This is a genomic window from Paenibacillus sp. FSL R10-2199, from assembly GCF_038000235.1.
Lineage (GTDB): Bacteria > Bacillota > Bacilli > Paenibacillales > Paenibacillaceae > Paenibacillus_AQ > Paenibacillus_AQ phytohabitans.
The window spans coordinates 5,638,934-5,665,771 of sequence record NZ_JBBOBO010000001.1 but is presented as its reverse complement, the minus strand read 5'-3'; the positions used below and the strand labels follow the sequence as shown (position 1 = coordinate 5,665,771).

Here is a 26,838-nt window from a genome sequence, read left to right as displayed (position 1 = left end):
CTATGCGGTATACAGAATTAAGCACTGAACTCGCGATTAATGAGAAGATGCTGAGAGAAATTTTCCAGGACTGCTCTGATATCGTATTTCGGACCATCAGCATCAGCCCCAAAATACTGCTTATTTATTTAGATGGATTAACCGATACCAAAATCCTGGATCAAGTTGTGCTACAACCAATCATTTATGATGAAAATCCGGACGGGTTGAATAGCGTTACCAAGCTACGGGGAATCATCCAACAGCAGCTTGTAGCCATCTCACAGGTCCAGACGGTTTCTAAAGTAAAAGATGTGGCTGATGGCGTATTAAAGGCGAATATCACCATACTGGTTGAGGGAGAGGACAAAGCTTTAGTTGCAGATCTGAAAGGATTTGAGAAACGGGGTATTGAAGAACCAGCAGCTGAAGTCTCTGTCCGTGGACCCAGAGATGGCTTCACTGAAACATTACGAATTAATACAAGCCTGATCCGCAGACGCATCCGCAGTGCAGAGCTCAAAATGGAATCCATTACAGTGGGGCAATATTCTCAGACGGATATCGTCATTGCATATATTCATGGCGTTGTCTCGAATACTGTCCTTGAGGAAGTCCGTAACCGAATCAAGCAAATCCAGATTGACGGGGTCATGGAATCGGGTTTCATTGAAGAGTTTATCGAAGATGTTCCTTGGTCTCCATTTCCGCAAATTCAAAATACCGAACGTCCTGACGTTGTTAGCGCAAGTCTGTTAGAGGGCAAAGTTGCCATTATCGTTGATAATACTCCATTCGTGCTGATCGTTCCGATGAATTTTTGGACAGGATTACAGGCGGTTGAAGACTATTACGAACGTTCTATTTATACGACCTTCATTCGGTTCATCCGCTATTCGCTGGTAAATATGTCACTATTGCTTCCGTCCTTATATGTTGCACTTACAACGTTTCATCAGCAGCTTATTCCAACCAACCTGCTCATTAGTATTGCCAATTCCAGAGAGGGCGTCCCTTTCCCAACCTTTGTCGAAACATTATTGATGGAATTTATGTTTGAGGGACTACGTGAAGCGGGCATTCGTATGCCAAAGGCCGTTGGTTCGGCGGTAAGCATTGTGGGGGCACTTGTCATTGGACAAGCTGCTGTGCAAGCAGGCATTGTATCAGCCCCTGTTGTGATTGTGGTAGCTACGACAGGAATTGCCTCGTTTGCCATTCCCCGGTACAATTTTGGAACTGCATACCGGATGCTTCGGTTTCCTATGTTGATTTTTGCGGGATTGCTGGGTTTATACGGGATAATCAGCGGATTATTTATTTTGATCATCCATCTTCTAAGTCTGCGTTCATTTGGTGTTCCGTATATGAGTCCGGTCGCTCCACAAACTCTCCGGAGCTTGAAGGATGTAATCATCCGCGCACCCAGATGGAGTATGAACCGGCGTCCGGCATATCTCTCCGGGCCTAATAGAACCCGCATTCCCGAAGGCCAGCAACCCCATCCAAAACGAAAGAGGGGAGACAAATGAATAGAAAACGGATAGTTTCTTCCTGTCTGCTCATCTCTCTTCTATTTACTTCAGGTTGTTGGGACAGTACAGAGGTAAACGATCTTGCGATAGAACTCGCCTGGGGGATTGATAAAGGGCAAAATAATGACGTAGTGATCAGTGCTCAGGCCATCGTTCCGTCGAAAATTAGCAGTGGACAAAGTGGAGGTAAAGATGGAGGAAGTCAGAATAATCCCTTTTTTGTCGTAACCAGCTCTGGCATGAACACGCTTGATGCCGTGCAGCAGATGCAGACCAAGCTGTCCCGGCAGGTATTCCGCGGTCACCGGCGGGTCATTGTGATTGGAGAGTCAATGGCCAGACACGGGATTAAGGATGTACTGGATACGTATACCCGGGATCCGAACCTCAAGCTGCGGACCGATCTGTTTGTGGTCAAGGGAGGCACTGCACGGGATTTTTTAAACATATCATATCCGCTAGAAACAATACCCGGTCTCGGAGCCTTAGGAGAATTTGACCAGATGGGTACGCTTATGGAAATGGGGTTTTTACATTTTTTAATATCCGCAAGCAGCAAAGGAACCAGTCCGACTGTTCCATTAATTAAAGCGGGCTTGAACAATGGCGCGCAAGAAGAAGGCGAGCATCAGGATCAATCCGGCAGGAATGATGTGGAGGGGTTTCACCTGGCAGGAACCGCAATTTTTAGTCAAGAGCTGAAATTGGTAGGATTCTTGGATATCACAGAAGGACGAATTATGCGATGGGTAACCGGGAATTTACAGAAGCTTACTATTTCGGCCCAAATACCCGAAGAAAACGGAAACGCTAGTCTGGAGGTAAATAAGTTAGGGAGCAAGATTCAGCCTGTTATCCAAGGTGATCATATAAAATTCCTTGTTACGTTAACAGGGCAAGGAGCCATACGGGAAAACAACACGAGACTGGATCTGACAAAAATGGACAATATAAATCTTATGCAAGACACATTTAACAAGCATGTTGAAGAATCGGTGCTGCGGACCATTACCAAAGTGCAAAAAAAGTATGGAACTGATATCTTTGGATTCGGGGATTCCATTCACAATGAAAATTCATCATTATGGAAATCCTTGAAAAATAACTGGGATATGGAGTTTTCAAAGGCGGAGGTATCAGTAAAAGCAAATTTGACGGTTCGGCGGATAGGTGTAACAGGACCATCGGTACATTTGATGGATGACGAAATAAAACGATGAAGTTTGTCATTTCTTGAATTGCCGAAACCAAGTAACGGTGAGCAGGATCGCTGGCAAGACTAAATGCAAGGGTACCGACACATAAGGAAGCAATATTTTAAAATGATGATAATAAATATGCTCAGTGATGTTCTTGGACATGGTCATTCCCAGAATTAATGAGAGGAGGCATGACGGAATGATCAGTGAACGATAACTCTTCATCTTGGTCAATTGCTGAATCCCTTTTAGCGCACCGAACATATATATGACACTTTTTAATAATGCTGTCATTAAAAAATACAGAACACCAAACATCTGCAGGTTTTCAATGAATTTTCCGATACTGATTAAACTCAATAAGGTGTAGAGGGGATATAGAAACCGCGAAAACACTCCCCCAAAAACGGAAATCGCAAACAAGTCCAAACAGGCAATCATGATTCCTGACAGTACTGTGGAAATAACTGTAATCTTCATTACTTTTGAAGGGGTTTTGACTTCAGGCCAGAACATGGCAAGAACAATGGCTTCCCCAAAGGATTGAGTGACACCGCCTGGGTAAACAACGTTCCAGATGGGTCCCCACCCGTTTTCCAAAACAGGTTGTATATTCTTGATATGCATGACACCGGAGCCAAATAGAAGGATAATCTCAATACTGAAAATGATGATAACAATGGGAAGGAATAATTCTCCCAGTCGTGCAATGATCTGAGCGCCACCATATAAGCAAAAGGCGATGATGAGGGCAAATAACCCTGTAATCAGTATAAGCGGTGTATTATTTAAGAGGGTTGTTGAAACCATATCCCTAATATCCGCAATAATACGTCCCACAAAATACAGAAACACAAGAGGGTATACAAATGCTATAGGTGTCCCGATCCAGCGTCCAAATTGTGCGGGAAACCACTGGACTAGAGAGAGCCCCGGGTTCATCCCCATTAAGGTGGTGTAGACGAGAATAATAACTACTCCCAGAGCACTGGAAATCAGTTCACCAATCCATGCATCCCGGCCAGCCGTACCTCCAAAGCCAAAGATAATGGTCGTTCCGAGCTGGAAAATAAAAGTGATTGTGAATAATTGATAGCTAGTAATTTTATTCAAAGTATCCGCTCCATCTCATCTGATTCACATCTCATCAGTATGATTATTTCCATAGGAGGGACGCGGCAAACATGAGAAGGTCAGAGGGAGACAGACTATTATTCAAAATGGAGACAAACTTCTTGACGCTACCGATAAGCTATCATTTGATTATTACATTACCTGAAGATATTGCCTCGCTTGACAATGAGATTAAAAGAGCTGCTTACGAGATCCAAAATGTTGATAATGCACATAAGTATGTTGACGATATCATTGCTAGAATTGGAGATGAAGATACAACAATTGGTCTTCATATGATTGTAGACTTAGCATCTAAAGCTGAGGCATGGATTGAATATATACAAGTCCTCTCAGAGAGTGGTTACTAGCCAGGAAGTCGTTTATTATTGAAAAAGAAGAAAGTTATGTTGCTTCATGAGTTAAGTTAAATTTATCGAATTGTTTATTGGAAGTTTATTAGGGGCATAAACATACTAGCACGTTTCTTGCACTTACGCCGTTGAGTATAATGGGTCCAAGAGTTAGCAATAGCCATTGGACAGGCGGTATGTTTGGTTCTCTTCCGCTCCTCCGTCTCAGGAATCGCCAAAGCGAAAATTGCGTTCTTACATCTGATAGTTGGCAGCCGTAATGCCTCCACGATGTAAAGTCCGGCGGAGTATCGCCGTTACCACGCTGTAAATGCTTTCTCCAGCTTGTGGTTGACTCCTTGTTGACTTGAGATACCTCCTAGTACTTTGTACGAACCCTGCATCGCCATAACTCTAGCACAAAGAGCCCGCGCTTAGCGCGGGCTCGTCGTATTTATTATTCCCCAGTAGCCACCGGATTCTCCTCATAACTAATCCAGTCGCTCCAGCTTCCCGCATACAGCCGCACCTTCTTGAATCCGGCCTTCTCCAGCGCGAGCACATTCGGGCAGGCGGTTACGCCGGACCCGCAGTAGACGATAATCTCCGCGTTCTTGTCCATTCCGGCAAAATGCTCCGCAAGCTCATCGGCGCTCTTGAAGCTGCCGCCCGCGTTTTGCGTTTCTTTCCAGAAGTAGTTGACCGCACCGGGGATATGCCCCCCGACCGGGTCCAGGGTTTCATTCATACCCTGATAACGGTCATTCGCGCGGGAATCAATCAGGATAGGGAGAGCCGAGAGCGAAGCGGCAACGCCAGCAGTATTCCCGGTATCGGCCCCATCTTGAGTCCCGAAACCAGCCGTCTTCACCGACACGCGGCGAACCTCTTCAACATCCACCAGCATATGAGGCTGCAGATTTGCCGTAAAAGTACTCGGCACCCGCACCGGCTGATGATCCGTCACCGGATATTTCTCAGCCTTCCAGGCACTGAAGCCGCCTTCCAGAATGAAAACCTGTTCATGCCCGAGGTAGCGCAGCAGCCACCACAGCCGGGCAGCGTTCATGCCGCTCTCATCGTCATAGGCAACGATACGGGAATCGTTCCCGATTCCGAGCTTCGCGAGCCGTGCCGCCAGCACCTCCGGATCGGGAAGCGGGTGGCGTCCGCCGTGTTCGGTAACCGGACTGGACAGATCCAGCTTCAGATCGAGATAGACCGCGCCTGGAATATGCTCTTGTTCGTAGCTCTCCCGGCCTGCTTCGGGTTTGCCCAGGGTGAAGCGGCAGTCGATGATGGTCTGCTCCGGCTCATAGAGCCTTGCCAGCAGCCAGCGTTTGGTAACAGTTGCGTCCATAAGTATCCCATCCTTTGCATATTTCAATATGAATTTCATTATAGCGGAAAAACCACAGCTTGGCAGAATATGCTCACTAACAGTTAATTCTGTTCTGCGAATTGGGCTTCAACGGCTGCAGTTGCGGGAGGCAGATCCATGCCCTGCTTCCAGATCAGGATCGGATTATTATCCTTGGGGCCATAATAGATGGCTTTGATTTGAGTGGAGGGGTTGGTCCGGTTAGCGTTTAATAATTCGAGATCTATGGTGTCATATCTGTTGCCAAGCCCGAGCTCTGCGAATTTTCGCGATTTAATTACCTGCAGCTTTTCCTGTGGCTCAGCGGGATCCCGGCGTTTTTCCTTCTCCATATAAGTGAAGTAGGTATTTTTAGCGATTTGACAGAGCCAGACACTGATTTTACAATTGCCTTTGAACTGGTTAATATTTTTCACTGCTTTGACAAACGTTTCTTGCGTAATTTCCTCGGTTCACCATCTTACATAGATAAGACCCGGCTGCGGAAGATTCGTTACATATCAGCACAAAAAAAGAGAAAGGGGCACAAGCCTATGAATAACATTGTAAGCCAGGCCTGGCCGGAGTGGAATGGAACGTTAAGGAAGCGGAGCGGAGGCTGGAATAACACCACCTACTTCGTGGACAAGGACGCCCGCCGCGCTGTACTAAGAATCTATGATACACATAGGGACCGGAATAAAATAGAGTTCGAGCATGCCGTGCTGCAGAAGCTGGCTATACTGGATTTGCCGTTTAAAACCCCCGTTCCCATTCTTACCTCCACAGGGGAAACGATGTTCCAGCTTGAAGAGGGGGAAGGAAAGTTCGCTTGCTTATTCGGCTATATTGATGGTGAATCTCCCGCTGAACAGGATTCCGGCTTCTATGAGTCGTTCGGTGAGGCTGCCGGGACATTATCTGCTGTGCTCGCTGATGTGAAGCCGGAGACCCCTCCTGTATACAGGCCCTACTATGAGCTGGGGCGTTCGTACCCGCTGTGCACCCGGGAAGCGCTCCGCGACCTGTTGTTGAATCCGCCTGAACCTCTCCATGGTTTGCTGCCCGAACTGAAAGTGCTGGTTGAGGCTTATGAAGGTGTGGCAGACTCACTGGAGCAACTGGAGGAGTTACCCCACCAGCTGGTGCATGGCGATCTTAATGCCTCTAACCTGCTGGTTGATACGGAGGATGCTGCGCAGGTGACGGCGCTGCTTGATTTTGAGTTCTGTACCTGGGATGTACGGGCCATGGAGGCTGCGGTCATCTTGTCCGGAATGCTGTGCCATGAAGAGGAAGAGCGGATTATCCGTGATTTCTGGCGGGGCTTCAGCCGCAAGATCATGCTTACTGCAGAAGAATTCACAGCGATTCCGACGCTGATCCTGCTGCGTAAGGTCGACGTCTTTCTTCATTTTGTCACCCGTTACTGGAAAGGCATTGATGAAGTGAATGTGCTGCAGGAGCAGATACCTGTGCTCGCGGCAGAGGTGCTTCAGATGTCGGGCGGGAAGCTGTAGCCGGAATTCTATTTGCTTATAAGCGAGCGCATAAAAAATAAGACCTGTAAGAAAGACACTAAGCTGAGAGAGCTTCTTACGGGTCTTTATGGCTGCGTTCAATCTTATAATAAATTATTATCATAAATTCTATGTAAAAGCTCCCTGCCATAATAGATGACGTTCGGCTGTTTGTTGAGGGTGCCCCAATATATATCGCCAATTGCCATCTTAATGCAGCAGATTTGCACTTCTATATTCCTCTCCTTAAGTATCTCGGCTCCATAGCCTTCAAAATATGCTTTCATAGCACGTTTATTATCTTTGAAATACCGCCCGAATAGAATGGAGAAGTTATCCACATCAATACCCCATAACATATTTTCAAAATCAATCATTCCGGTGAAAATACCGTTATTATCAACCAGCCAATTCCCTGGTGTAGAATCCCAGCTTATGGGGACTGGTTTAGCAGGCTCAAAAATTTGAGTGTTCTGAAGAGCCCAATGGGTTAACTCGATCTCTGAAGATTGCAGCAACCCTTCCTGAGTACACCGCTTACAAATATCAATAATTGAATTGGATATATATTGAACCGGGTCTGCATTATGGTATAACTCAATTGGATTTCCATTCTTATCGGGGCGGCCAAACCAACGGCCATTCTCTGAATGATGTAAGACTCTTGTAAGTTCACCAGCCTTAAGGTAAGCAGCTTCATTAGCTGCGGAACTTAGTTCCGCCTCTCTCAGGATTGTCCCATTAATCGAAGTTATCAATATCGCTTGCCATTCATCGCCCTCAAAGGAACTGATCAGCTCTGGTACATACGGCTTCAAGTAACCTGTCCAATGAGTATAAGCAAAAACTTCCGGATGCCATCTTTGTTTTCTGGTATAGGTTTTTAAGTAATAACATTTGTTGCCGGTGTCTGAACTAAGCTTCCAGACTCCTGTCCTTACGCTATTTAATCTTAAATTAGCTATGACTTGAAAGGGGCCAATGGCGGATAGAACCAATCCGTTTAATTCAGGTGGATATATTTCTAGATTGAGCAGCATGCTTATCCTAATCCTCCTCAAGCGTTGCCGGATACTATTGACATTTCTAACATATCATATTGTTCAGTCCGCGGATATTTTTCTTTACTGCCTGCCGCCCTTGAATTTGTCTCTTACCTAATAGTGATGCCGTACAGTTTGAATGTTAATAACAGTCCGGCTGACAGCCTTGAACAACCAAATAGGGCACCCTCCGGTTGGGTGATACCGGAGGGTGCCCTATTTGTCTTGCGGATGCTACTAGATCAGCCGGTAACCCGAAGGCAGATTTCCGCTGCTGCGGATGCTGCGGATTTGTGCCAGGGTCAGCCTTTGGTTAGTTGAGATAATCGACTCTACATCGTTGCCGGAGATAAAGTCATCCAGATCACGGATGCTGTGGTTCCCGCGAAGTACACGGAAGCTGCCTCTGAACCGGGTTCTGCTGAACAGGACGAGCGTAGCATTGCTGCTGGTGGAGAAGAAACGGAGACTTTCGATTCCGTCCAGAATATTGTCTGTATTACGGATACCCAGATTGCCCCTGTAAATTCTGCTTCTTCCCCGGTAATTTTCTTCGCTGTACACCGTCAGCCGTGGATAAGTCTGTGAGATATGAACCTCTTTGTCCATGCGAACTCCTCCTCGAAGCTGGAATGGCAAATGCAGTGCGATACTGTCAGTTGCAATACTATTCTATGATTGCTTTGGAAGACTGGTATGGTTAAACCCCCCGCGTGAATAGCCTGTTTCCGGAGAGGATAAGGAAAAAATTCACAAACGGGCTTTACAGATTGAAATGTCTAGTGTACTATTAAACTAATACACCGATACAATAATTTAAATGCGCAGTTGGAAACAATAACAATCCCGTACTACACAAGGAGGCTGTCATGAATTCGTCCACTCGTAATCAAGGGCTGTCAGGCCCCATGAAGGAAGAAACCGTATTGGAAATGCAAGGCGTCAGCAAGGTGATAAAAGGGAAGGCAATAGTAGATAACCTTAGCTTCGATATCCGCAGAGGGGAGATTATCGGACTGCTGGGTCCGAACGGGGCGGGTAAAACGACCACCATCCGCATGATGACCGGACTTATCCGAATGAGCGGAGGAGATGTCCTTATTCATGGGCACAGCATACGCAAGGATTTCAAGCGGGCCATCTCGCAGATCGGAGCGATCATCGAGAACCCGGAGTTTTATCCCCATATGACCGGTTATGACAATCTGAAGCAGTATCTGCGGATGAGTGACGGGGCCGGAGAATCGCGGATTGATGAAGTTGTGGCGCTGGTTGGACTGCAGGAAGCGATGGATAAGAAAGTAAAAGCGTATTCGCTGGGTATGCGCCAGCGTCTTGGCATCGCCCAGGCCCTGCTGCATTCGCCGAAGCTGCTCATTCTGGATGAACCGACCAACGGGCTGGACCCCGCCGGAATCCGGGAAATGCGCGATTATATGCGCACGATTGCCGAGGTGGAGGGCATTGCAATACTGATCTCCAGCCATATGCTGGCCGAGATTGAACAGATCTGCCACCGCGCGGTTGTAATTCAGAACGGGAAGCTTGTAACGGTTACGCAGCTTGCTGAGGCGCCGGAAGCGCGCAGTGAAGTAGCCCTTACCATCCGGGTGGATAATGCCGGGAACGCGCGTACTGTTGCCGAAGCATTGCAGGGTGTGGAGGTTACCGGGACAGATGAAGCTCACTCCGAGCTGCATGTAAGCCTGCCCGACGGGAATGTTCCGGAGCTTGTGGCTGCACTCAGTGAAGCCAAGGTTGGGGTATACCGGATTACCGAGAATAAACAGAGCCTGGAAGATGATTTCCTGAAATGGACAGGGGGTAACCGCATTGCGTAAATTTAATCAGCTCGTACTGAATGAATGGCTCAAAATATCGAAGAAACGCAGCTTTACTGTTCCATATGCCCTTCTGGTGCTGATGGTATTTGTGATAGGTTATATTGTGCACACGGTGGCAGGGGCGGATACGTATGCCTCCGCGGCGGAATTCACAGCAGACTCACTGCTGCCTACAGGAATCGGCCAGGTGCTGGTGATCCTCGTCATTGTAGGGATAGCTGGGATAGTGTCCAAAGAATACAGCCAGGGGACCATCAAGTTTCTGCTGATCCGGGCCCGCAGCCGGACTGCGATACTGGCCTCTAAATATGTAACCGTACTGCTCTATTCATTGAGTATGCTTCTGATTGCGACAATCGCGCTGTTTGTCTCAGGAATGATCTTCTTTGGACTCAGCGGAGGGGATTCAGGACTCAGCGATATCCTTATCTCACTGTTGTACTCATCCGTATACTGCATCGTGTATGCCACGATCGGATTTATGCTTGGAATACTGACCCGATCAACAGGAGTAACGATCGGTGCGACTATCTTTGCCACTACCATAGATAAAATCATCATCTACCGTGATTTCTATAAATACTTCCTTTTCCCGAACCTCAATCTCGCAGCTTATAAAGATGGCGGTGCGCCGATGCCGGGAATGACGTTGAACTTCTCCATTGTGCTGCTGTGCATATATATGGCGTTGTTCCTGCTCGCGGGATTTGCGGTCTTCAGACGCAGGGATGTTGCTTGATGGTTATCGAATTTGATAACAACCAGCCGATTTATCTTCAGATCATGAATTACATCAAAGGGGAGATCATCACAGGCAAGCTGAAGCCCGGTGACAAAATCCCCTCAGTACGTGAATTGGCCGCAGAACTGCAGATTAATCCGAATACGGTACAAAGAACCTTTCAGGAACTGGAGCGTGAGACAATCGTGGAGACCCGCCGCGGCATGGGCAGATATGTTACCGGAAGAGAAGAGACGATTCTGACCATCAAGAAGGAAATGGCACAGGATGTGCTGGACCGTTTTATCCGCGGCATGCAGGAGCTCGGCTTCCAGGGTGAAGATATTCTGGCGGCCGTAGCGGAGAATATACATCAGCGTGGCCAAGAATAGGGGGATTACCAAGAGTGGATGAGTTACTTGAAGTACAGGGCGTGACCAAGAAGTTCGGCTCCAAACAAGCGCTGGGCAATGTCTCCTTTACACTGGGCGCAGGCAGAATTACCGGACTGCTCGGCAGCAACGGCAGCGGCAAAAGCACCCTCATGAAGCTGATCGCAGGATTGGCACAGCCGGGCTCAGGCCGGATTTCAGTCCTCGGTGTTCCCATTGGGGTGGAGAGCCGGAAGCTTGTATCCTTCATGCCTGATGTTCCCGTTACGGAGTCTTGGATGAATGTGGGGGATGCGTTGAAGTTCCAGCGGGATTTCTACCCGGACTTCGATCAGGCCAAAGCACAGCGGATGCTCGATTTCATGAATCTCAGAGTACAGGATAAGGTCCGGACGTTATCCAAAGGGATGAACGAACGTCTCCAGCTCACCCTTGCGCTGTCGCGCCGGGCCAGACTCTACATGCTGGATGAGCCAATCGGCGGTGTCGACCCTGTAGCACGGACCAAAATTCTCAATGCGCTGATGGAGTTCTATGAGGAAGACAGCAGTATTCTGATCTCTACACACCTGGTGAACGATATCGAACGGATTTTTGACGAGGTTATTTTCTTGAAAAACGGGGAGATCGTTCTCCAGCGCGAAGTGGAAGAGCTCAGACTCGAGCGCGGAAAAAGTATAGATGAGCTGTTCAGAGAGGTGTTTGCCGAATGCTGAAGCTGTTAAAATATGACCTGAGACGCAGAAGGGAACGGATCCTCGTCTTTATTGTTATTGCTCTGCTGGTTCAGCCTGCGATTTGGATATCCAGCACTAAGGTCAATGAACAACTAATTTCGCTGAATCTGGTTATCTACTTTATACTTACATTGGCGCTTGTATTTATAGCTGTATTCAGTTATTTCCGGAATCTGAAGTCTTACCAGCGGCGGCTTATCCCGGTTACTGCCCTGCAGACGGTCATGTCACCGTTGCTGTTTGCGCTACTGCTAATCTTGACGGTGATTGCTCTCGGTCTGGTGCATTTTGGCATTTACCAGCTGATCTACCCGCTGGATTTCCTGCCGGATAATATAGTGTCAGTTGGCTTAAGATGTTTATTGCAGTTTATGTGGTCAGTTGGTTTCATGATGATTATGGTTATGTTCTCTATTACTGTAGCATTAAGCTTTCGCTTCAAGGGGAGAGTATGGATAGGGATTGTGATCCTCACACTTCTGCAGAATGGTATAGCCTATCTTGAAAAGTTTATGTTCGACAGCTATTTCATTGGTCTGGACAATACCTTTAATTTTGAGATTTACGAGAATAATCTGCGGCCAGACAGCGGAGTAACGATCAGATACCTCTCTACGAATCAATGGCCGCTTCTGTTCGAATTTGTAGTTGCTATAATACTGATCTATTCAATGGTTGTAATGGTGAAAAAAAGAATTGAAGTTTGATCGCATAGGGAGCTGCCCTGCGAATATGTCTAATCAACGAGAAAGCAAGGCTGACGATGTCAGCCTTGCTTTCGTTTTTGTGCAAATTACAGCTACAATCCTTGAGCCCTTCTGCCGTGGGTCCAGATCTCCAGCTCCCGCAGCAGCTGTTCTTCCTCGGCTTCCTGCAGATCAAGTCTTACCCCGTACTGGAACTGTCCAAGGCCGAACATCCAGCCCCAGCGGACACTTCCTTCATACTGAAGCTTCTCTTCCGCCAGCTGGAAATGTATAATCAGCTTCGTATCGCCTGCAGTGAAACGGAGGTTCAGAGAAGTACGTACCTTACAGCCGGAACGGCTAAGGTCTAGCAGGATGCCTTCCGTCAATTTTCCGGCTCCGGGCCCGTTATTACTGGCCGGGATTTCAAGCCAGCAATCGATGGGCTGGTTCATAACATAACGGAACGGTTCTTTTCTGCTGGAGTCATCCATCATTTACCTCCGCGAGTTTATTTGCTATTATATCGAAACGGCTACACTTGGACAATCTCCTAAAGTAGTATATTTAAAAATAAATTATAATCCGGTATTCAGAACTTTAGATTCAATACCCATAAGAAGAGGGGTCAAAACATTATGTATCAGTACCACAATGAAACTTTTCAGAATCAAAATTTTGACTATGCCAATATGCAGGATGGAGAGATGAACGGTTGCACCTTTGAACACTGCTCGTTCAGAGGGGCTTCCATGGAAGAAATGACCTCCAGCGGCTGCCGGTTTGTGAATTGTGATTTTACCGGTGCACTGCTGAATGCTTCACTGCATAGAGACGGGGCTTTTACCAATTGCAAGTTTACCGGGGCGAATCTGTTTGTGTCGAAGTTCGAGAATTGTAAGATGATTGGTTCCGATTTCGCGAATGCCTATATGGATGGGATTACTCTCACCGGAGGGGACTGGGCTTATACGAATCTGCGACATCTGAATCTCAGCAGGCAGGATCTGCGGGGCATCCGGTTCGCCGAAGCGGATATGCAGGGCTGCAATTTGCAAAAAGCGGATCTGCGCGGTGCCGACTTAAGCCGTGTACAGCTTGCGCAGTGCCAGCTTGCAGGAGCGGATCTGCAGGGTGCCAAGCTGGAGGGGATTGACCTGAAGAGTCTTGATCTTAAAGGGGTTCGGCTGGATGTGGAGCAGGCTGTGCTGCTGGCCCGCTCGATGGGAGCCAAGGTGGGATAAGCGGAGGGTCTGGACGAATGGTTGCTATATACCTGGTTAAGTGAGCAATAAAGGAACTGCCGCCCCGGAACGGGACGGCAGGGCTGCAGTGTTTGTTGGAGCTGCCTTTATGTAACCTAGAGAAGAATTAGAGGCTATAGAGTGAAGCCATGCAGTCTACGAACATTTTGTTGTACTGGGAACGGGTCAGATCGCTGGAAGAGGCGATATCTCTGCCCAGGAACTCAAACCAGGTAATTTCCGTGCCGTCTTTTTTGTAGAGGAATCTCTGGTGTTCAATGGCAAAAACCTCATTCTCATAAGAAGGAACATGCTCAAATTTCAGTTCGGTCCCCTGTTTCTCCGATATAAGCGTTGCCAGCAGAATAAGCATCTTGAACGGATCATCATACATCTCAAATTGTTCTGTCATCATCAATCACTCCTTAAAGTGGCATGTGTTACAGGGCAGATTATACTATAATGCCAAAATGTAAACACTATCATCCGCGAAACTCAGCACAATATTGATACAACCTATGAGCTAAATTAAGGAAATCCGCAAGTCTGCCGGAAGCTGTATTATATTTCCGCTTATTCCTTCCGATAAATAATTATCGACCCTTTTCGACATAGAGTGAGCTACCAGGCAACCTCGGCGGTCGATGCTATGAAAAGGTCTTCCGAAGAGGAGAATGTGAATGTCTTTAAATCTGCGTACGTTATTTTCAACGGCTTTTGCGGTCATTATCATCCTGTTAACGGCATTGCTCAGCTATGTTATCGGCAACCGGTCTACACAGTCCGTAGAGGTCAGCATTGGCAGCTCTCTGGCGGAAGAAGCCTACCAAATGTCTGAGAAGCTTGATCATTTCATGTGGTCGCGTTCCGGAGAAGTGGAGGTATTGAGCAAGCTTAATGCATTTCAGGAGCCGATTGACTCCTCAGAGGTCAGCGGATTGCTTAATCAGCTGAAGAAGAGTCTGCCGGTGTTCACCTGGGTGGGTTTCCTCGATAATAAAGGGAATGTCCTTTCTTCCACAGATCATATACTCCAGGGTACGAATATTAGCCAGCGGCCGGTGTTTCAGGAAGGCCTGAAGGGGACCTTCACCGGTGATGTACATGATGCGGTGCTGCTCTCCAAGCTGCTTCCCAATCCTACCGGCGAAGCCTTGCAGTTTGTGGATGTGAGTGTGCCGGTTACTGACAAGCAAGGCCGGACAAGCGGTGTACTGGCTGCACACCTCAGCTGGGAGTGGTCGCGTGAAGTCGAGGCTTCCATTGTGACTCCGCTCAAGGAGCGCCTGAAGGGCGTGCAAGTGTTTGTAGTCAGCAGGAAAGATGACACGATCCTTCTCGGTCCCGAGGCACTCGTCGGCAAAAGAATGCCGAATGAAGTGCTGCAGAAAGCCCGCAGCGGTAATAGTTCATGGATTATTGAACAGGAGCGGAATCAGGACTCCTATCTGACCGGCTATGCCTACGGGGACGGCTATCTGAATTATCCCGGGCTGGGCTGGTCGGTCATTATCCGCCAGCCAGCGGATATTGCCTTTGCCTCGGTGCATCAGCTTGAGCGCTTTATTCTGATCAGCGGACTGGTTACCGCAGCTGTCTTCGCGGTTATCGGCTGGCTGCTGGCCGGATGGATCAGCCGTCCGCTGAGGAACATTACCCGTACAGCCGATCTGCTCAGCTCCGGTGCTGATGTGGAGATTCCATCCTCGACCCGGTTCAAGGATGTGGCGATTCTATCTGCGTCACTGCGCAACCTGGTGAATAATCTGACCAAGACAGAGAACAAGCTGAGCTACATGTCGGACATGGCGCTGCATGACAAGCTTACGGGCTTGCCCAACCGGGCAGCGCTGGATGAATTTCTGGCCCATGCGGTCAGCAAAGCCAAGCAGAACCGCACAACGCTTAGTTTCTTATACCTTGATCTGGACGGCTTCAAAAAAGTAAATGATACCTTCGGCCATGCAATCGGCGACGCCTTGCTGCAGGAGGTAGCCTTCAGACTGATGGACTGTACACGTGATAATGAAATCGTAGCCCGGCTGGGCGGGGATGAGTTCGTTATTATTCTTAATACTTCTGCCGGCAAACCTATGAAGGAGGCAGAAATTGTGGCTTCACGGATTATCAGTAAAATCAATCTGCCCATTGTGATCAGAGGCGAGAATCTGCATGTCGGCTGTAGTGTAGGCGCGGCAGTATGGACACCGGACGGGGGCAGCGACACTGTTGAAACCCTGCGGCTGGCGGATGAAGCATTATACATTTCCAAGCGGAGCGGAAAGAACCGGATTACTTTTGAGGCGGCTTCTTAAGTTCTCCAACGCATATTCATCACAGCAAATAACCTTTCTCCGTCAAATGACAGAGAGAGGTTATTTGGCATTCTGGTTATAGAGAACTATATGCAGATATGTATCTAACGAAGTCAGCGTAATCTCTTGCGTGGCTTAGACCACCATTTAATCCAAAGAAATCCTTCGTCATCCCGGAAAAACTTAATACCTATCCAACTCAGCGGTGTCCAGAACTCCTTAAAATAATATGAAGGCATAGTAAATTAGTCCCTCCGATATAGTTAATTATTACTAGTTTACGCTACGGTGGAAGAATTCACAATACTTTTTTTGCTTATAATTACCATATTGTGCATCAGCCCAGTTTTTTCAGGACCTCAGGCATATGATGCTAAGGAAAGACAAATACGACGGCACAGGCTGAGGGAGGAATTGTAATGGGAGAGAATGTGGCTGGTTACGGCTATTGCGGTATTGGAACATCTGCTGCTACCATTTTGGTACTGTTTATCTTGCTGGTTATTATCCTCAGCGTATTTTAGCTGAAGCTAACCGGACGAATAACTTAAAGAAGCGCCGGAGCGGGAGCTCCGGCGCTTCTTGCATAAATGACCTTGAAGTATCAGGGATAAGCACAGGCAGCATAACTGAACGAGCATTTAATATAGTAGGAAGGGATGTGATGAAATGACGGATTCTGAGTTTATCTCCCGAATGGTCTCCTTTGCCGTGGCTGATATGCAGCGCAGTCATATTGCGGCTTCCCTGACAATTGCCCAGGCCGCGCTGGAATCCGGCTGGGGGAACAGCAGCCTGACCGTGAAGGCTAATAATCTGTTTGGCATCAAAGGCAGCGGACCCGCCGGAATCTTATCAATCCGGACTACGGAATATAGGAACGGCCAAGCTGTGCAGGTATCTGCGCTTTTCAGAGCCTACAATAACTGGGGTGAGTCTGTGGCCGACCATTCTGCGCTGATTGCCCAGGGCGTATCCTGGAACCGGGACTTATACAGCAAGGTGATTGGAGCGGACGGCAGAACGGCTGCCAGGGAGATTGCCGCTGCAGGGTATGCGACCGATCCGAACTACGCGTCAAAGCTGATTCAGATTATGGATGCTTATAACTTGTATCAATACGATGAGCTGAAGGAGGATGAGGAGATGTCGGCTGAAGATAAACAAAGGCTTGCGACTCTGGAAACGGAGCTTCAGGAGATGCGGGTATTGCTGGCAGGACTTACAGTGAGCCGGGATACACTCAAAACAGGTGTTCTGGAACAGGGACAGGCAATTAAAGGAGTAGCAGAAAGGGTTACCGCAATAGAAGGCCGTGCTGCAGTCAGTATACCTGCCTGGGCAGAGCCGGCGGTTCAGGCAGCGGTGGCAGCGGGATTACTCGATACCCCTACGGGAGGAAGCTATGATTTCTACCGGATATTGACGGTGCTGAACAGGGCCGGACTGCTGGTTACCAGGAAGGAGGTGTAGAACTTATGTACAACGATGCGCTTAACAATGTGCTGGCGTTTGCTTCGCTGTTGGCCGTCTTTGTGATGGCACTGGTTCAACTGGTGAAGAACAGTGTGAATCTTCCGCGCAACGTTGTTCCCGCAGTGGGACTGGGTATTGGTCTGCTGGTCGGAGCTGTAGCCTATCCTTTTACAGACATGAACCTTATTCTGCGTTTATGGGCAGGCGGGCTTGCGGGATTGTCGGCGACAGGATTGTTTGAACTGGCGTTTAACAAGCGTGGTGGGACTACCAAGGAAGACTAAGCAGGCTGCTCTTGATATGGGGAGATGTGCATTGGCGATATATCCAAGCATTCCCGGGGACTTGTTAATACACTGTATATGAAGAAAGGAGGTGCTTGATATGGGAACTTATATTGATGGAAGAACTTCGCAGAATGCCAGTACTGCCAACTCTATTGCAATACCGATTCTGGTTATCAATGCTCCCCAGCTATTTGGGCAGATTGGTCTTATCACTCAAGGTGTAACGACGAATCCGCGTGTAATTCTTAAAGGTACGGTATCTGTGTCGCTTCCGCTTGCACTGGTTGGTGTCACTATTAGTATTGTAAGAGGAACTTTGCCCACGGATCCGCTTGTGTATTCTGCCACCTCAACTTTCAGCCTTAGTGTGTTGGCTCCACAGGTTATTACGTTCTCTGCGGATGATTTCAATCCTCCAGTTACTCCGCAACTGACTTATACGGCATTCATCACCTCTAACCTTCTCGGTACGGTCCGTGTAGGTCCTGAGAGCTTTGACGGAATTCTTGTTTCCGATTAATCTGCTGATTCATGCATCCTGTCCGGCCCAGCTGACCGGGCGGGCAGGATGCCCTTGTACATACCCCCAAATTTTGACCGTTTCGCCCAATCTGTTAAGGCATTCTGCTCATATTCTGTTCTGTAGTCATCATTTTGAAGGAGGTAATCTCATGGGTGCAGATTGCGGATACGGTGGTAATGTAGGCGGCGTTAATGTGGTTCCGGTAAGTCCTTGGACTTCAACCGGTGCGATTCTGGTACTTTATATCCTGCTGGTTATTATTCTGAGTGCCTGCTTCTACTAGACCTTAACGTCAATCAGCGCAGTCCCGGGCAAAGGCCTTGGGACTGCGCTTTTTTTTCTGATTAGCTATGTCTGGCAGAAATATGCGATAATAGTAGTCATTGTCTTCATGGCAATCAGTGCAGTTATGAAAGAGGTGCTTCATGGAAGAGAAGGAATTGGTCTATGCCATACTTAAGCGGATTGAACTGGACAAGCCGGTCGGTCAGGATGAAATGGGGCTGGAGGCCGGGGCGTATGCCGATATTATGGAGGAGCTTGTGGACAGCCGGATGGTGGAGAATGTGAGCTTCCTGAGAGCTGGCAATGGCACTGTAACCGTCCGGACTGCCGGAATGAAGATGACCCGGCGCGGCCATGATTTTATTTTATTGAAAGAATCGGGCAGAATTTGAATTTACGCTGGTTGAGATACAGGATTTGATGTTTCAGAACAAGGAGGCATGTATGGATATCAGGAAATTGCTGCCCGGCGAATTGCCGCCGATGGATTTGCTGCTGTCCGCCGATCCGTCCGTATCATTGGTGAAGAACTACCTCACTAGTGGAGACTGCTATATTGCTGTCCAGGATGAGGAGGTATTGGGTGTGTATGTGCTGCTGCCTACCCGGCCGGATACAGCCGAGCTGGTGAATGTGGCGGTTGCTGAAGAGCATCAGGGCAAAGGGATCGGCAAGATGCTGGTGCAGCAGGCTATTGAGACGGCGAAGCAAACGGGCTATACAACTATTGAACTGGGGACGGGGAATTCAAGTGTGGGGCAGCTGGCGTTTATATCAAAAATGCGGCTTTCGGATCGTTGGCATAGATTTTGATTTTTTCACCAGACACTACGCGGAGATCATATATGAAAATGGCATACATTGCAGGGATATGGTGCGCTTATCACAGGACTTGAATGGCGGAAAATAAGTTTGTGAATTATGTAACTATCTGCCAAACGCCCCGTATAAACAAAAGGATGTGATTATTGAAGGGAGTTGTAATCAATGAGAAGACCAAGACGATTCTTGTTGTCCATGCTGGCCTGCTCTCTGCTGTTATCTGCGGGCTTTGTCACACCGCGGGTAGCGCAGGCAGCGGATAACAAAGTAACTCTGAGTGTGAACGGTGAAGTATTGAAGTTCCCTGTAGCCGAGGCGCCATATCTGGAGGGTACAATGATCATGGTGCCTGTCCGTAAGGCGGGGGAAGCTTTGGGGTTTCAGACGGCTTACATAAAAGAGAGCTCCAGTCTGCAAATCAAGCTCAGCGGTATAGAGCTCTTGATGAAGCTGGGAGGCGGTCAGTTTATCCTAAATGGAAAGGATACACTTACCATTGAAGGTGCAGCTGTTCTGAAGAACAATCGTATCTATGTGCCGTTGCCGCTGCTGGATGAGATCGGCTATATCACCAAGCCCGGTCCGGGCTCCGCCCAGGCAGAAGTAAGCACACCGCAGAATTATACCGAGTCAGTAATGAAGCTGCTTGCCTCCGGCCAGTATGAAGCATTATCAGACCGGTTCTTCAGTACAGAGGTGCGGAATAACTTGTCGAGTCTCAAACTTCAGCAGGTCTGGGAGGGCTTTACTGCTGCTTATGGAGAGTATGGTAAGGTCGGTTCACTGAAAAGCAGCCGTGACAATGGGCGGTATTCTCTGTCCGGTACCGCTGTATTTGCACATGGAAAGCTCACGGTGACGCTTACAGTTAACAGCAGTGGCCAGATTCAGGGACTATTGTTTGCTCCGTACGAAGATCCGCAAGCAGCGCCGGAGCTGGCTCTGCCGGCAGGTGTTACCGAAGAAGCGGTTACAGTAGGAGCAGGCACCTCACATCCGCTTAAGGGCATTCTGACACTCCCCAAAGCTACCGGCAAGCCTTTGCCTTCTATAGTACTGGTGCACGGATCGGGTATCTCTGATCTTAATGAAGCGGCATATGCGTACAAGCCCTTCCGTGACATCGCATATGGCCTTGCAGAGCAGGGAATTGCAGTTCTGCGTTATGACAAGCGGGGCTACAGCTATCCGCAGGAATTCATGGGTAGTGCTGCCGCATCGGTTACCGTTAAGGAAGAAACGGTTGAAGATGCCATTGCAGCGGCAGCTCTGCTTAAGAAGGACAAGCGTCTGGATGCTGCGCAGGTATATCTTGCCGGGCACAGCCTGGGCGGGATGCTGGGCCCGAGAATCGATGCGGATGGCGGTAACTTCGCCGGGTTAATCCTGCTTGCTGGCTCACCGCGAAGCTTGTGGGAGATTATCTACGACCAGAATATGAGAGTGATCTCCAGGCTGGATGATGCTATCCCGGCTAAGGCAGAGGCCGCTTCCAGCGTGAATGCGGAGCTGGCCAAAGCCAAGGCGCTGCCGGCACTGACAGACGAGCAGGCCAAAGCAGCTCCGGCTGTGTTTGGTGCAGCTGCCTATTACTTTAAGGAAATGGATCAGCACAGTACCGCCGAGCTGGGCCGGAAACTGACCAAACCTGTGCTTGTTATGCAGGGAAGCGATGATTTCCAGGTCTATGCGGACGTGGATTATCCGCTCTGGAAGGATGTTCTGAAGAATAATAGCTTGGCAGAGTTCAAGCTGTATCCGGGCCTGAATCATTTCTTCGTAGGTTATGAAGGAGCGGGGGCAGGAACACCGGATGAATATAATGTCCCGGGTATGGTCGATGAGCAGGTGATTAAAGATATGGGGCAGTGGATTTTGAAGCAGAGCAGGTAGAATAAGAAGCTTGGTTCTGGTACAATCTATTTATTAAGTTTTAAGGAGCGGGCGCATGGATAATGATCTGGCAAAGTTGTTAAGATCCGTCATTCGTGAAGAATTAGAGCCTGTGAATGAGCGCTTGGAACGGATTGAGACTGAACAGACCGGCTTGAAGCAAGAAGTGCAAATAGTGAAGCAGGATCAGGAATTGATTAAACGTGCGGTATTGGATACCAATGAACGGGTAATCCGGATGGAGTCCATTCTGGAGAATCAGCATCGGATTATCGAACTCCTCTCGGCACGCTCGATTGAGCAAGAGGCGCTCATTAAAAGAATTAAATAAATTTTCTTAGTCCGGCACTGCATGGTGCCGGGCTTTTCTTTTTGTATAGGTTTCCCATCACACAAAAAATCGAGGCTCCCTTTCGGGAGCCTCTTTCATGGGAGAGGAGAAACCGGACGAAGAGCTTATGGGGAAACGTAAGCCTGCTCCGCGGTTGTCTACGACATTTTGCGATGTCGATAGTTACAGGATGGCCCGGTTGCCGGACTTTTATACATCCGTTCTCCAAAACTTCTGAACAGCGCATTGTGACAAAGTCGGACAATCTTTTTATTTCACGGAATAATTGTGGTACTATAGGCTTGGACTTATGCCCTGAAACGGCATAATAAATAGAGACATAAAAGCAGGTGGATGATCGTTGAGAGTAATATCGGGCACTGCAAAGGGCAGGCCGCTTAAGAGTGTTCCAGGCAAGGGCACCCGGCCTACAACCGATAAAGTGAAGGAAGCCTTATTCAGTATGATCGGTCCTTATTTTGAAGGCGGAACGGCGTTGGATCTGTATGCCGGTACCGGGGGACTTGGGATTGAGGCCTTGAGCAGAGGGATGGAAGCAGCCGTATTTGTGGATATGGAGCAGAAGGCGCTCGACACTGTGCGGGCGAATCTCAAGGCAGCCAAGGTGGAGGCGCAGGCCGAAGTCTACCGCAATGATGCCGGAAGAGCACTGGCTGCGCTGGAGAAGCGGGGGAGAGCGTTTGACCTTGTATTTCTGGACCCTCCGTATCGTCTGAAGCACGGGGATGAGCTTATGATGACGATGGCAGCCAAGAATCTGCTGAAGCCTGATGCCGTAATTGTGCTTGAGCATGAATCGGGTTATGAATATCCGGAGAATATACCGGGATTCAGCAGGACACGGCAATCCGTATATGGGGAGACTACGATCTCAATCTATCAGTATGAAGCTGCTCTGCAGGAAGTTGCCGTCAGTGGCGAGGAGGTTAATGATGAGTCTGCAAATTAGAAAAGAGCGTGTGGCAATCTATCCCGGAACCTTTGATCCGGTAACCCTGGGGCATATGGATATTATTCATCGTGCAGCGAAACAGTTCGACAGGCTGATTGTGGCGGTGCTGAACAATTTAAGTAAGAATCCGTTATTTTCAGTCGAGGAGCGCACAGAGCTTCTGCGCCAGGCTACAGCGGACATCCCGAATGTAGAGGTCGACAGCTTCCGTGATCTGCTCGTTAATTATGTCCGGCAAAAGGATGCACAGGTGATTGTCCGGGGAATCCGTACGGTCACGGACTTTGAGTATGAGCTGCAGAATGCATCCATTAATCATAATCTGGATCCCGAAGCGGAAACGATATTTATGATGACCAATCCGAGATATTCCTATCTTAGCTCAAGTGTGGTTAAGGAAATTGCCCACTTTGGCGGGAATGTCTCGGATTTTGTAACGCCTGAAGTGGAACAGGCTATGAAGCTTAAGTTCAAGCGGATGGATGGCGGCGCCAAGTAAAAAGCTTTAGAGCCACTGATAAGCTTAACAGGAGCAGGAGTATTAGTCCCTGCAGACTAAGGATCTGAGGGAACAAGCTCCATATTCTGGTTGCAGTGCCCAAGCCGGGTTCCAGACTGCCTGAACCGGTACCGGTGAAGACCGGAAGTACAGCGGCGCGGATACTTACGAGCGGCTTCCATAGCAGGAAGGTTAGTGCAAAGGCGGTTAGTCCATGCAATAACCGGACTGCAGCAAACGGGAGAAAGCGGACATTAGCCGGTTTAAGCACCGTCAGCGCCTGAAGCTGTGCGCAGATTCCGCTCCAGGCAAGCAGAGCTGACAGCAAAGCGGGACCGAGAAGACTGCCGGACAAGAACCCTCCAGGGCTGGCAGAATCCGAGGTTAACGCATGGGCGCCGAGGTGAATCTCAAACACTCCGGAAGCCAGCGGGGACGGGAGCTGCGGCAGCAGCCTGGTGATGATGTTAATAACTACAGCGAACATGATCATATAGCCGCCTACGATCATCAGATTCTGGACGGCGGCGGATACAGATTCGCCGAGCACCTTGCCGAAGCCCCGTCCGTCTCTGGCACGGGCATCCAGTGCCGCCTGATGGATTCGCCCGGGCAAGGATGCTTTTTTGGCGTGCGGGCCTCTGCCGGGCAGTCTGCTGACAGTGGCGGCGGCCCCGCTATTCTTCCGCGTTCCGCTGAAGAGAGCGGATAGCCATCCGGCGGCAAGGCCTGACAGCCAGTGAATGGCAAGCAGGGCATATCCGGCTGCCGGACTGTGGAGAAAAGCGGTGCCGACGACAATAAGCAGTGTAACCGGGCTGGCATAATGGACCATGGAGGCCAGACGTCCGGCATCCTTGTCCGTGATGTCCCCCTGCTTATGCAGCTGCATTACCGCTCCGGCTCCGGCCGGGAAGCCGGCGGTGATTCCGAGCACAAGCGTCCAGCCGCCTGCTCCGGGAAGCCGGAACAGGCGTTTCATCAGCGGCTCCAGCAGGACGCCGATGCCATGCACGAACCCTGAAGCGGTCAGCATCTCTGACAGGATCAGGAATGGCAGCAGTGCCGGGAAGACAAGGGTCCACCAGAGCTTCAGTCCCGCAAGGGAAGCCTTGAATGACGATTCCGGTGCCAGGACGATCGCTATAGCGAGCAGGATCGCAGCCGCCCCTGATAGGAATGGAGCTGAACCCCGGAAGAACCGCCGTATTGTAAAGTTAATCATTAGTAGCATCACCTCTTCATAGCTTAGGACATGGGCAGAGCTTGTTATCAATTTATGCAGGGGAGACAACCATCATGCCACAGCCGGAGAGAAGCTCCCGGCTCCTGGCAGCACATTCCAATGCCGGGGCTGCATGCCGCGGGAAAGAAGGGGAAGAGACTTGAGGCAACAGAAACGCCGTGTGGGTATCCGCGCCACAGCCTACTTATTTACATTTGTGGTCATTCTCTATGTTGCTGTCTTTATGAATACTCCGTATATTGTGTATCAGCCGGGAAGCGCCTCCGAGGTAGCCCCGATGATCAAGGTGGAGAATGCTGATCCCGAGGAGCAGGGCACGTTCATGATGACTACCGTATCTGCCAGTTATGCCAATGTGGCTCTTCTGGTCGCCTCCGTATTTAACTCGAATGCAGAGGTTGTCCTGAAAGAGACCCGCCTGCAGGATAAGACGGAGCAGGAATACGCGGCTGAGCAGGTCTTTTATATGAACAGTTCACAGTCGTATGCTGTACAGGCCGCTTATCATGCTGCCAAAGTGCCGTATGAGGATATTGTGGATTATTTGTACGTGTTCTCGGTGCCGGACTCAACCAATCAGGGCCAGTTCAAGCCGGGCGACAAGATTATCAGTGTAAAAGGACAGCACGCAGCCGATCCGGCGGCTCTGTCCGCCTTGCTGTCCGCATACAAAATCGGCGATACCGTTGAGGTAGTCCTGCAGCGTGGAGGCAAGGAAATTTCCGAGCAGGTGAAGCTGGTGGAGGTTAAGGATAAAGAAACCTCGGCCGGACGGCCGGGCTTCGGGGTTGTTATCGGAGCCGTTCAGAAGGTGCAGCCTAAGGAAGAGGGGAAAGGCGTCAGTTTTGTGGATACGAATGTAGGAGGACCTTCCGCAGGACTGATGTTCACCATGGAAATCTATAACCGGCTCACTCCGGGGGATTTGACCAAGGGCCACCGGGTAGCAGGTACGGGTACAATAGATGCTGAGGGAAATGTGGGGGCAATCGGCGGAGTGAAGCATAAGATTGTGGCTGCTGACCGCAAAGGTGCCGAATTCTTCTTCGTTCCGGTCAAAAACTATGAAGAAGCCAAGGCGAAAGCTGACCAGATCGGCACCGACATGAAGCTGATTCCGGTATCGACACTGTCAGACGCGCTGAAATATATGGAAGAACAGCCGGTCATCAAATCCTGACCGGCGGCTCCAGGTAATCGCTGTATAGATCATTTCGTACAGGATCGGCATAGGCAGCAGCGAACACAGCTGCCGCCTGCAGATCCCGCTCCAGCATGGGATGGGAGAAGCGCGCAGGGCTTGTCACTACCGGAAGTGCCGCGCGCTGCTTCATCTGCTTCAGCAGCCTGCGGCCGCTCTCCCGGAAGCCGAGAACCCGGATATAACCCGGACCCTGGGCCAGTGCGGCCGGGGTCATTTCTTCTTTGCTGTGATTCAGCAAAGTATGAAGCAGAAGACGCTGCAGCCGTGTATGGGTGTAGCGTCTGCTCTTCAGCTCCTGCAGAAGACCGGCGACCGTGAACCTGCCGAGCTGGGGAAGGATGCGGAGTATCCGGTTCTCCAGCCCTTCATTCATATCCTGCACCGTCCGCAGCTCGGCTGCTGAGTGTGTGGAGAGCACGTGGCGCAGCGGAGCCCGGAAGTCCTCGAGTATAACCGGCCCCCGGCCCGCTGCATGCTCTCTCTCCAGGATGGACACGCTATACTCCGGCATGTATGCCGCCGGAGAGCCGCCTTCCTGCAGCAGCCTGCGGATTGCTGTCGCACTGGCAATGGACGACCCGCCCTGCAGCGGGTCATGGAAGCCCGCGCCGGTCCGCGGCACGGTGAAGGGCCTGATCGCGCTGCCGAGCCGCTGCAGCGCGATCAGGTAGTGCAGGCCGAGGCTGTTGTTGGGCTGCCGCAATAGAATTTCGGCATCTGCCGGTTTCTCCTCTCCCATGAAAGAGACCTTCCAGGCCGCCGCCGCAGCTGCGCTGTATGCGGCGGGGAATCCCGCGCCCTGCGCCATGCGCGCGCGGATCTCGTCCTTAAGCGCGCTGCTCTCCTCGGCCAGGAATCCCGCCAGGGGGAGCAGCGCGCCCAAAGTGCCGGCTTCGGAGCCGAAGCACAGGCTGTCCACGACGCCGGTCGCCTCCAGCAGGAATACCGCTCCGAAGGCGAACCATTCCGCCGGCTGGACGGCATACGCCACCGGCAGCTCAATCACGAGGTCGGCGCCCATATGCAGCGCCATCTCGGTGCGGGCGCGCTTGCTGACCGCCGCCGGCTCGCCGCGCTGGGTGAACGGGCCGCTCATGATGACGATGGAGCTTTCGGCTCCGGAGATTCTTTTGGCCTCGCTGAAATGATGGACATGCCCGTTATGTAAAGGGTTATATTCGGCTATAATGCCTACAGTTGTCACGTTTGCTTCACGCCCTATTCTGGGATATCTGACGATTCGGGTTCCGGAATCAGG

The 26,838-nt window shown here is 49.8% G+C and carries 31 protein-coding genes and 1 pseudogene; 23 read left to right on the top strand and 9 right to left on the bottom strand.

The annotated features are described in order from the left end of the window. The first annotated feature begins 2 nt into the window (after positions 1–2). Both NYE33_RS24825 and NYE33_RS24820 read left to right on the top strand, forming a co-directional pair. Entirely contained in the window at positions 3–1,511 is a 1,509-nt protein-coding gene (locus NYE33_RS24825) for a spore germination protein (RefSeq protein WP_336100529.1), read from the top strand. Next, positions 1,508–2,734, top strand: a complete 1,227-nt coding sequence (locus tag NYE33_RS24820; RefSeq protein WP_341068025.1) for a Ger(x)C family spore germination protein — start codon at positions 1,508–1,510, stop codon at positions 2,732–2,734. Before NYE33_RS24825 ends, NYE33_RS24820 begins: the two co-directional genes overlap by 4 nt. A gap of 6 nt (positions 2,735–2,740) precedes the next feature. Here the strand turns inward: NYE33_RS24820 and NYE33_RS24815 are convergent, their stop codons facing one another. Next, positions 2,741–3,826, bottom strand: coding sequence for a GerAB/ArcD/ProY family transporter (locus tag NYE33_RS24815; RefSeq protein WP_076244855.1), 1,086 nt, complete (start codon positions 3,824–3,826; stop codon positions 2,741–2,743). A gap of 71 nt (positions 3,827–3,897) precedes the next feature. Between NYE33_RS24815 and NYE33_RS24810 the strand changes: the two genes are divergently transcribed. Beyond that, positions 3,898–4,197 carry a hypothetical protein gene (locus NYE33_RS24810; protein WP_076244857.1) on the top strand — a complete coding sequence of 100 codons (300 nt, stop codon included), beginning with the start codon at positions 3,898–3,900 and terminating at the stop codon, positions 4,195–4,197. 439 nt (positions 4,198–4,636) lie between these two features. Here NYE33_RS24810 and NYE33_RS24805 read toward each other — a convergent pair whose 3' ends face one another. Together NYE33_RS24805 and NYE33_RS24800 are read right to left on the bottom strand one after the other, a co-directional pair. Beyond that, positions 4,637–5,539 (bottom strand): sulfurtransferase, encoded by a 903-nt coding sequence (locus NYE33_RS24805; RefSeq protein ID WP_340946130.1) that lies wholly within the window; start codon positions 5,537–5,539, stop codon positions 4,637–4,639. Between the two features lie 83 nt (positions 5,540–5,622). Then, positions 5,623–6,003 (bottom strand): sigma factor, encoded by a 381-nt coding sequence (locus NYE33_RS24800; RefSeq protein ID WP_081969983.1) that lies wholly within the window; start codon positions 6,001–6,003, stop codon positions 5,623–5,625. Positions 6,004–6,093: 90 nt separating this feature from the next. Here NYE33_RS24800 and NYE33_RS24795 point away from each other — a divergent pair, with 90 nt between their 5' ends. Continuing rightward, positions 6,094–7,059: a phosphotransferase enzyme family protein gene (locus NYE33_RS24795; protein ID WP_341068022.1), complete on the top strand. Its 966-nt coding sequence runs from the start codon at positions 6,094–6,096 to the stop codon at positions 7,057–7,059. Positions 7,060–7,163: 104 nt separating this feature from the next. Here NYE33_RS24795 and NYE33_RS24790 read toward each other — a convergent pair whose 3' ends face one another. Further along, positions 7,164–8,099 carry an aminoglycoside phosphotransferase family protein gene (locus tag NYE33_RS24790; RefSeq protein WP_341068019.1) on the bottom strand — a complete coding sequence of 312 codons (936 nt, stop codon included), beginning with the start codon at positions 8,097–8,099 and terminating at the stop codon, positions 7,164–7,166. A 240-nt stretch (positions 8,100–8,339) separates the two neighbouring features. Further along, positions 8,340–8,711, bottom strand: coding sequence for a hypothetical protein (locus NYE33_RS24785; protein ID WP_042136889.1), 372 nt, complete (start codon positions 8,709–8,711; stop codon positions 8,340–8,342). A 260-nt stretch (positions 8,712–8,971) separates the two neighbouring features. On the opposite strand from NYE33_RS24785, the gene NYE33_RS24780 reads away from it, so the two are divergent. From NYE33_RS24780 to NYE33_RS24760, 5 genes are read left to right on the top strand one after another with little or no spacing between them, the layout of a single operon-like run. Further along, complete coding sequence (locus NYE33_RS24780) at positions 8,972–9,943, top strand: ABC transporter ATP-binding protein (protein WP_336100538.1); 972 nt, start codon at positions 8,972–8,974, stop codon at positions 9,941–9,943. Continuing rightward, positions 9,936–10,685: an ABC transporter permease gene (locus NYE33_RS24775; protein WP_336100539.1), complete on the top strand. Its 750-nt coding sequence runs from the start codon at positions 9,936–9,938 to the stop codon at positions 10,683–10,685. The genes NYE33_RS24780 and NYE33_RS24775 overlap by 8 nt, the downstream gene beginning before the upstream one ends. Beyond that, on the top strand, positions 10,685–11,059 hold the full coding sequence (locus tag NYE33_RS24770) for a GntR family transcriptional regulator (RefSeq protein WP_039306026.1): 375 nt from the start codon (positions 10,685–10,687) through the stop codon (positions 11,057–11,059). The genes NYE33_RS24775 and NYE33_RS24770 overlap by 1 nt, the downstream gene beginning before the upstream one ends. 14 nt (positions 11,060–11,073) lie before the next feature. Then, positions 11,074–11,775, top strand: a complete 702-nt coding sequence (locus NYE33_RS24765) for an ABC transporter ATP-binding protein (RefSeq protein WP_042136895.1) — start codon at positions 11,074–11,076, stop codon at positions 11,773–11,775. Beyond that, entirely contained in the window at positions 11,769–12,503 is a 735-nt protein-coding gene (locus NYE33_RS24760; protein ID WP_042136896.1) for a hypothetical protein, read from the top strand. The genes NYE33_RS24765 and NYE33_RS24760 overlap by 7 nt, the downstream gene beginning before the upstream one ends. Before the next feature lie 92 nt (positions 12,504–12,595). On the opposite strand, the gene NYE33_RS24755 is transcribed toward NYE33_RS24760, so the two are convergent. After that, the gene (locus NYE33_RS24755; protein ID WP_231575371.1) at positions 12,596–12,979 is read right to left on the bottom strand and encodes a PilZ domain-containing protein; all 384 of its coding nucleotides are present in this window, start codon (positions 12,977–12,979) and stop codon (positions 12,596–12,598) included. Positions 12,980–13,120: 141 nt separating this feature from the next. Here NYE33_RS24755 and NYE33_RS24750 point away from each other — a divergent pair, with 141 nt between their 5' ends. Beyond that, a complete protein-coding gene (locus NYE33_RS24750; RefSeq protein WP_042136898.1) occupies positions 13,121–13,726 on the top strand; it encodes a pentapeptide repeat-containing protein in 606 nt (201 codons plus the stop codon). 127 nt (positions 13,727–13,853) lie between these two features. On the opposite strand, the gene NYE33_RS24745 is transcribed toward NYE33_RS24750, so the two are convergent. After that, positions 13,854–14,141 carry a hypothetical protein gene (locus tag NYE33_RS24745; protein WP_231637862.1) on the bottom strand — a complete coding sequence of 96 codons (288 nt, stop codon included), beginning with the start codon at positions 14,139–14,141 and terminating at the stop codon, positions 13,854–13,856. Positions 14,142–14,406: 265 nt separating this feature from the next. On the opposite strand from NYE33_RS24745, the gene NYE33_RS24740 reads away from it, so the two are divergent. From NYE33_RS24740 to coaD, 12 genes and pseudogenes are all read left to right on the top strand, one after another. After that, positions 14,407–16,041, top strand: coding sequence for a sensor domain-containing diguanylate cyclase (locus NYE33_RS24740; RefSeq protein WP_341068016.1), 1,635 nt, complete (start codon positions 14,407–14,409; stop codon positions 16,039–16,041). A 419-nt stretch (positions 16,042–16,460) separates the two neighbouring features. Beyond that, a complete protein-coding gene (locus NYE33_RS24735; RefSeq protein WP_200905976.1) occupies positions 16,461–16,565 on the top strand; it encodes a sporulation protein YjcZ in 105 nt (34 codons plus the stop codon). A gap of 145 nt (positions 16,566–16,710) precedes the next feature. Beyond that, on the top strand, positions 16,711–17,514 hold the full coding sequence (locus NYE33_RS24730; protein ID WP_341068014.1) for a glycoside hydrolase family 73 protein: 804 nt from the start codon (positions 16,711–16,713) through the stop codon (positions 17,512–17,514). A 5-nt stretch (positions 17,515–17,519) separates the two neighbouring features. Further along, positions 17,520–17,801 carry a holin gene (locus NYE33_RS24725; RefSeq protein ID WP_039305999.1) on the top strand — a complete coding sequence of 94 codons (282 nt, stop codon included), beginning with the start codon at positions 17,520–17,522 and terminating at the stop codon, positions 17,799–17,801. A 100-nt stretch (positions 17,802–17,901) separates the two neighbouring features. Then, positions 17,902–18,324, top strand: coding sequence for a hypothetical protein (locus NYE33_RS24720; RefSeq protein WP_340946106.1), 423 nt, complete (start codon positions 17,902–17,904; stop codon positions 18,322–18,324). Positions 18,325–18,475: 151 nt separating this feature from the next. Beyond that, positions 18,476–18,610 carry a sporulation protein YjcZ gene (locus NYE33_RS24715; RefSeq protein ID WP_099052468.1) on the top strand — a complete coding sequence of 45 codons (135 nt, stop codon included), beginning with the start codon at positions 18,476–18,478 and terminating at the stop codon, positions 18,608–18,610. A gap of 142 nt (positions 18,611–18,752) precedes the next feature. Beyond that, a complete protein-coding gene (locus NYE33_RS24710; RefSeq protein WP_042136908.1) occupies positions 18,753–19,004 on the top strand; it encodes a hypothetical protein in 252 nt (83 codons plus the stop codon). A 52-nt stretch (positions 19,005–19,056) separates the two neighbouring features. Then, positions 19,057–19,522: pseudogene (locus NYE33_RS24705) on the top strand (GNAT family N-acetyltransferase). Between the two features lie 77 nt (positions 19,523–19,599). Further along, positions 19,600–21,327: an alpha/beta fold hydrolase gene (locus tag NYE33_RS24700; RefSeq protein ID WP_341068012.1), complete on the top strand. Its 1,728-nt coding sequence runs from the start codon at positions 19,600–19,602 to the stop codon at positions 21,325–21,327. Positions 21,328–21,382: 55 nt separating this feature from the next. After that, positions 21,383–21,658, top strand: coding sequence for a hypothetical protein (locus tag NYE33_RS24695; protein ID WP_076244880.1), 276 nt, complete (start codon positions 21,383–21,385; stop codon positions 21,656–21,658). 361 nt (positions 21,659–22,019) lie between these two features. Next, positions 22,020–22,628: a 16S rRNA (guanine(966)-N(2))-methyltransferase RsmD gene (gene rsmD, locus NYE33_RS24690; protein WP_042136912.1), complete on the top strand. Its 609-nt coding sequence runs from the start codon at positions 22,020–22,022 to the stop codon at positions 22,626–22,628. Continuing rightward, the gene (gene coaD, locus NYE33_RS24685) at positions 22,612–23,130 is read left to right on the top strand and encodes a pantetheine-phosphate adenylyltransferase (protein ID WP_144026102.1); all 519 of its coding nucleotides are present in this window, start codon (positions 22,612–22,614) and stop codon (positions 23,128–23,130) included. The genes rsmD and coaD overlap by 17 nt, the downstream gene beginning before the upstream one ends. Here the strand turns inward: coaD and NYE33_RS24680 are convergent. Further along, entirely contained in the window at positions 23,102–24,355 is a 1,254-nt protein-coding gene (locus tag NYE33_RS24680; protein ID WP_340946094.1) for a nucleoside recognition domain-containing protein, read from the bottom strand. The two genes, coaD and NYE33_RS24680, sit on opposite strands and share 29 nt — an antisense overlap. A gap of 160 nt (positions 24,356–24,515) precedes the next feature. Here NYE33_RS24680 and NYE33_RS24675 point away from each other — a divergent pair, with 160 nt between their 5' ends. Next, positions 24,516–25,556: a SepM family pheromone-processing serine protease gene (locus NYE33_RS24675; RefSeq protein WP_341068010.1), complete on the top strand. Its 1,041-nt coding sequence runs from the start codon at positions 24,516–24,518 to the stop codon at positions 25,554–25,556. Here NYE33_RS24675 and NYE33_RS24670 read toward each other — a convergent pair. Continuing rightward, positions 25,546–26,784, bottom strand: coding sequence for a nucleotidyltransferase (locus NYE33_RS24670; protein WP_341068009.1), 1,239 nt, complete (start codon positions 26,782–26,784; stop codon positions 25,546–25,548). The genes NYE33_RS24675 and NYE33_RS24670 overlap by 11 nt on opposite strands. Positions 26,785–26,838: the final 54 nt, after the last annotated feature.

What these genes read in the sequence shown, in the direction of transcription:
- NYE33_RS24825 (WP_336100529.1), top strand. Translation starts at nt 3, where the DNA reads ATGCGGTATACAGAATTAAGCACTGAACTCGCGATTAATGAGAAGATG.
- NYE33_RS24820 (WP_341068025.1), top strand. Translation starts at nt 1,508, where the DNA reads ATGAATAGAAAACGGATAGTTTCTTCCTGTCTGCTCATCTCTCTTCTA.
- NYE33_RS24810 (WP_076244857.1), top strand. Translation starts at nt 3,898, where the DNA reads ATGAGAAGGTCAGAGGGAGACAGACTATTATTCAAAATGGAGACAAAC.
- NYE33_RS24805 (WP_340946130.1), bottom strand. Translation starts at nt 5,539, where the DNA reads ATGGACGCAACTGTTACCAAACGCTGGCTGCTGGCAAGGCTCTATGAG.
- NYE33_RS24795 (WP_341068022.1), top strand. Translation starts at nt 6,094, where the DNA reads ATGAATAACATTGTAAGCCAGGCCTGGCCGGAGTGGAATGGAACGTTA.
- NYE33_RS24790 (WP_341068019.1), bottom strand. Translation starts at nt 8,099, where the DNA reads ATGCTGCTCAATCTAGAAATATATCCACCTGAATTAAACGGATTGGTT.
- NYE33_RS24785 (WP_042136889.1), bottom strand. Translation starts at nt 8,711, where the DNA reads ATGGACAAAGAGGTTCATATCTCACAGACTTATCCACGGCTGACGGTG.
- NYE33_RS24780 (WP_336100538.1), top strand. Translation starts at nt 8,972, where the DNA reads ATGAATTCGTCCACTCGTAATCAAGGGCTGTCAGGCCCCATGAAGGAA.
- NYE33_RS24770 (WP_039306026.1), top strand. Translation starts at nt 10,685, where the DNA reads ATGGTTATCGAATTTGATAACAACCAGCCGATTTATCTTCAGATCATG.
- NYE33_RS24760 (WP_042136896.1), top strand. Translation starts at nt 11,769, where the DNA reads ATGCTGAAGCTGTTAAAATATGACCTGAGACGCAGAAGGGAACGGATC.
- NYE33_RS24755 (WP_231575371.1), bottom strand. Translation starts at nt 12,979, where the DNA reads ATGATGGATGACTCCAGCAGAAAAGAACCGTTCCGTTATGTTATGAAC.
- NYE33_RS24750 (WP_042136898.1), top strand. Translation starts at nt 13,121, where the DNA reads ATGTATCAGTACCACAATGAAACTTTTCAGAATCAAAATTTTGACTAT.
- NYE33_RS24745 (WP_231637862.1), bottom strand. Translation starts at nt 14,141, where the DNA reads ATGATGACAGAACAATTTGAGATGTATGATGATCCGTTCAAGATGCTT.
- NYE33_RS24740 (WP_341068016.1), top strand. Translation starts at nt 14,407, where the DNA reads ATGTCTTTAAATCTGCGTACGTTATTTTCAACGGCTTTTGCGGTCATT.
- NYE33_RS24735 (WP_200905976.1), top strand. Translation starts at nt 16,461, where the DNA reads ATGGGAGAGAATGTGGCTGGTTACGGCTATTGCGGTATTGGAACATCT.
- NYE33_RS24730 (WP_341068014.1), top strand. Translation starts at nt 16,711, where the DNA reads ATGACGGATTCTGAGTTTATCTCCCGAATGGTCTCCTTTGCCGTGGCT.
- NYE33_RS24725 (WP_039305999.1), top strand. Translation starts at nt 17,520, where the DNA reads ATGTACAACGATGCGCTTAACAATGTGCTGGCGTTTGCTTCGCTGTTG.
- NYE33_RS24720 (WP_340946106.1), top strand. Translation starts at nt 17,902, where the DNA reads ATGGGAACTTATATTGATGGAAGAACTTCGCAGAATGCCAGTACTGCC.
- NYE33_RS24715 (WP_099052468.1), top strand. Translation starts at nt 18,476, where the DNA reads ATGGGTGCAGATTGCGGATACGGTGGTAATGTAGGCGGCGTTAATGTG.
- NYE33_RS24710 (WP_042136908.1), top strand. Translation starts at nt 18,753, where the DNA reads ATGGAAGAGAAGGAATTGGTCTATGCCATACTTAAGCGGATTGAACTG.
- NYE33_RS24700 (WP_341068012.1), top strand. Translation starts at nt 19,600, where the DNA reads ATGAGAAGACCAAGACGATTCTTGTTGTCCATGCTGGCCTGCTCTCTG.
- NYE33_RS24695 (WP_076244880.1), top strand. Translation starts at nt 21,383, where the DNA reads ATGGATAATGATCTGGCAAAGTTGTTAAGATCCGTCATTCGTGAAGAA.
- coaD (WP_144026102.1), top strand. Translation starts at nt 22,612, where the DNA reads ATGAGTCTGCAAATTAGAAAAGAGCGTGTGGCAATCTATCCCGGAACC.
- NYE33_RS24680 (WP_340946094.1), bottom strand. Translation starts at nt 24,355, where the DNA reads ATGATTAACTTTACAATACGGCGGTTCTTCCGGGGTTCAGCTCCATTC.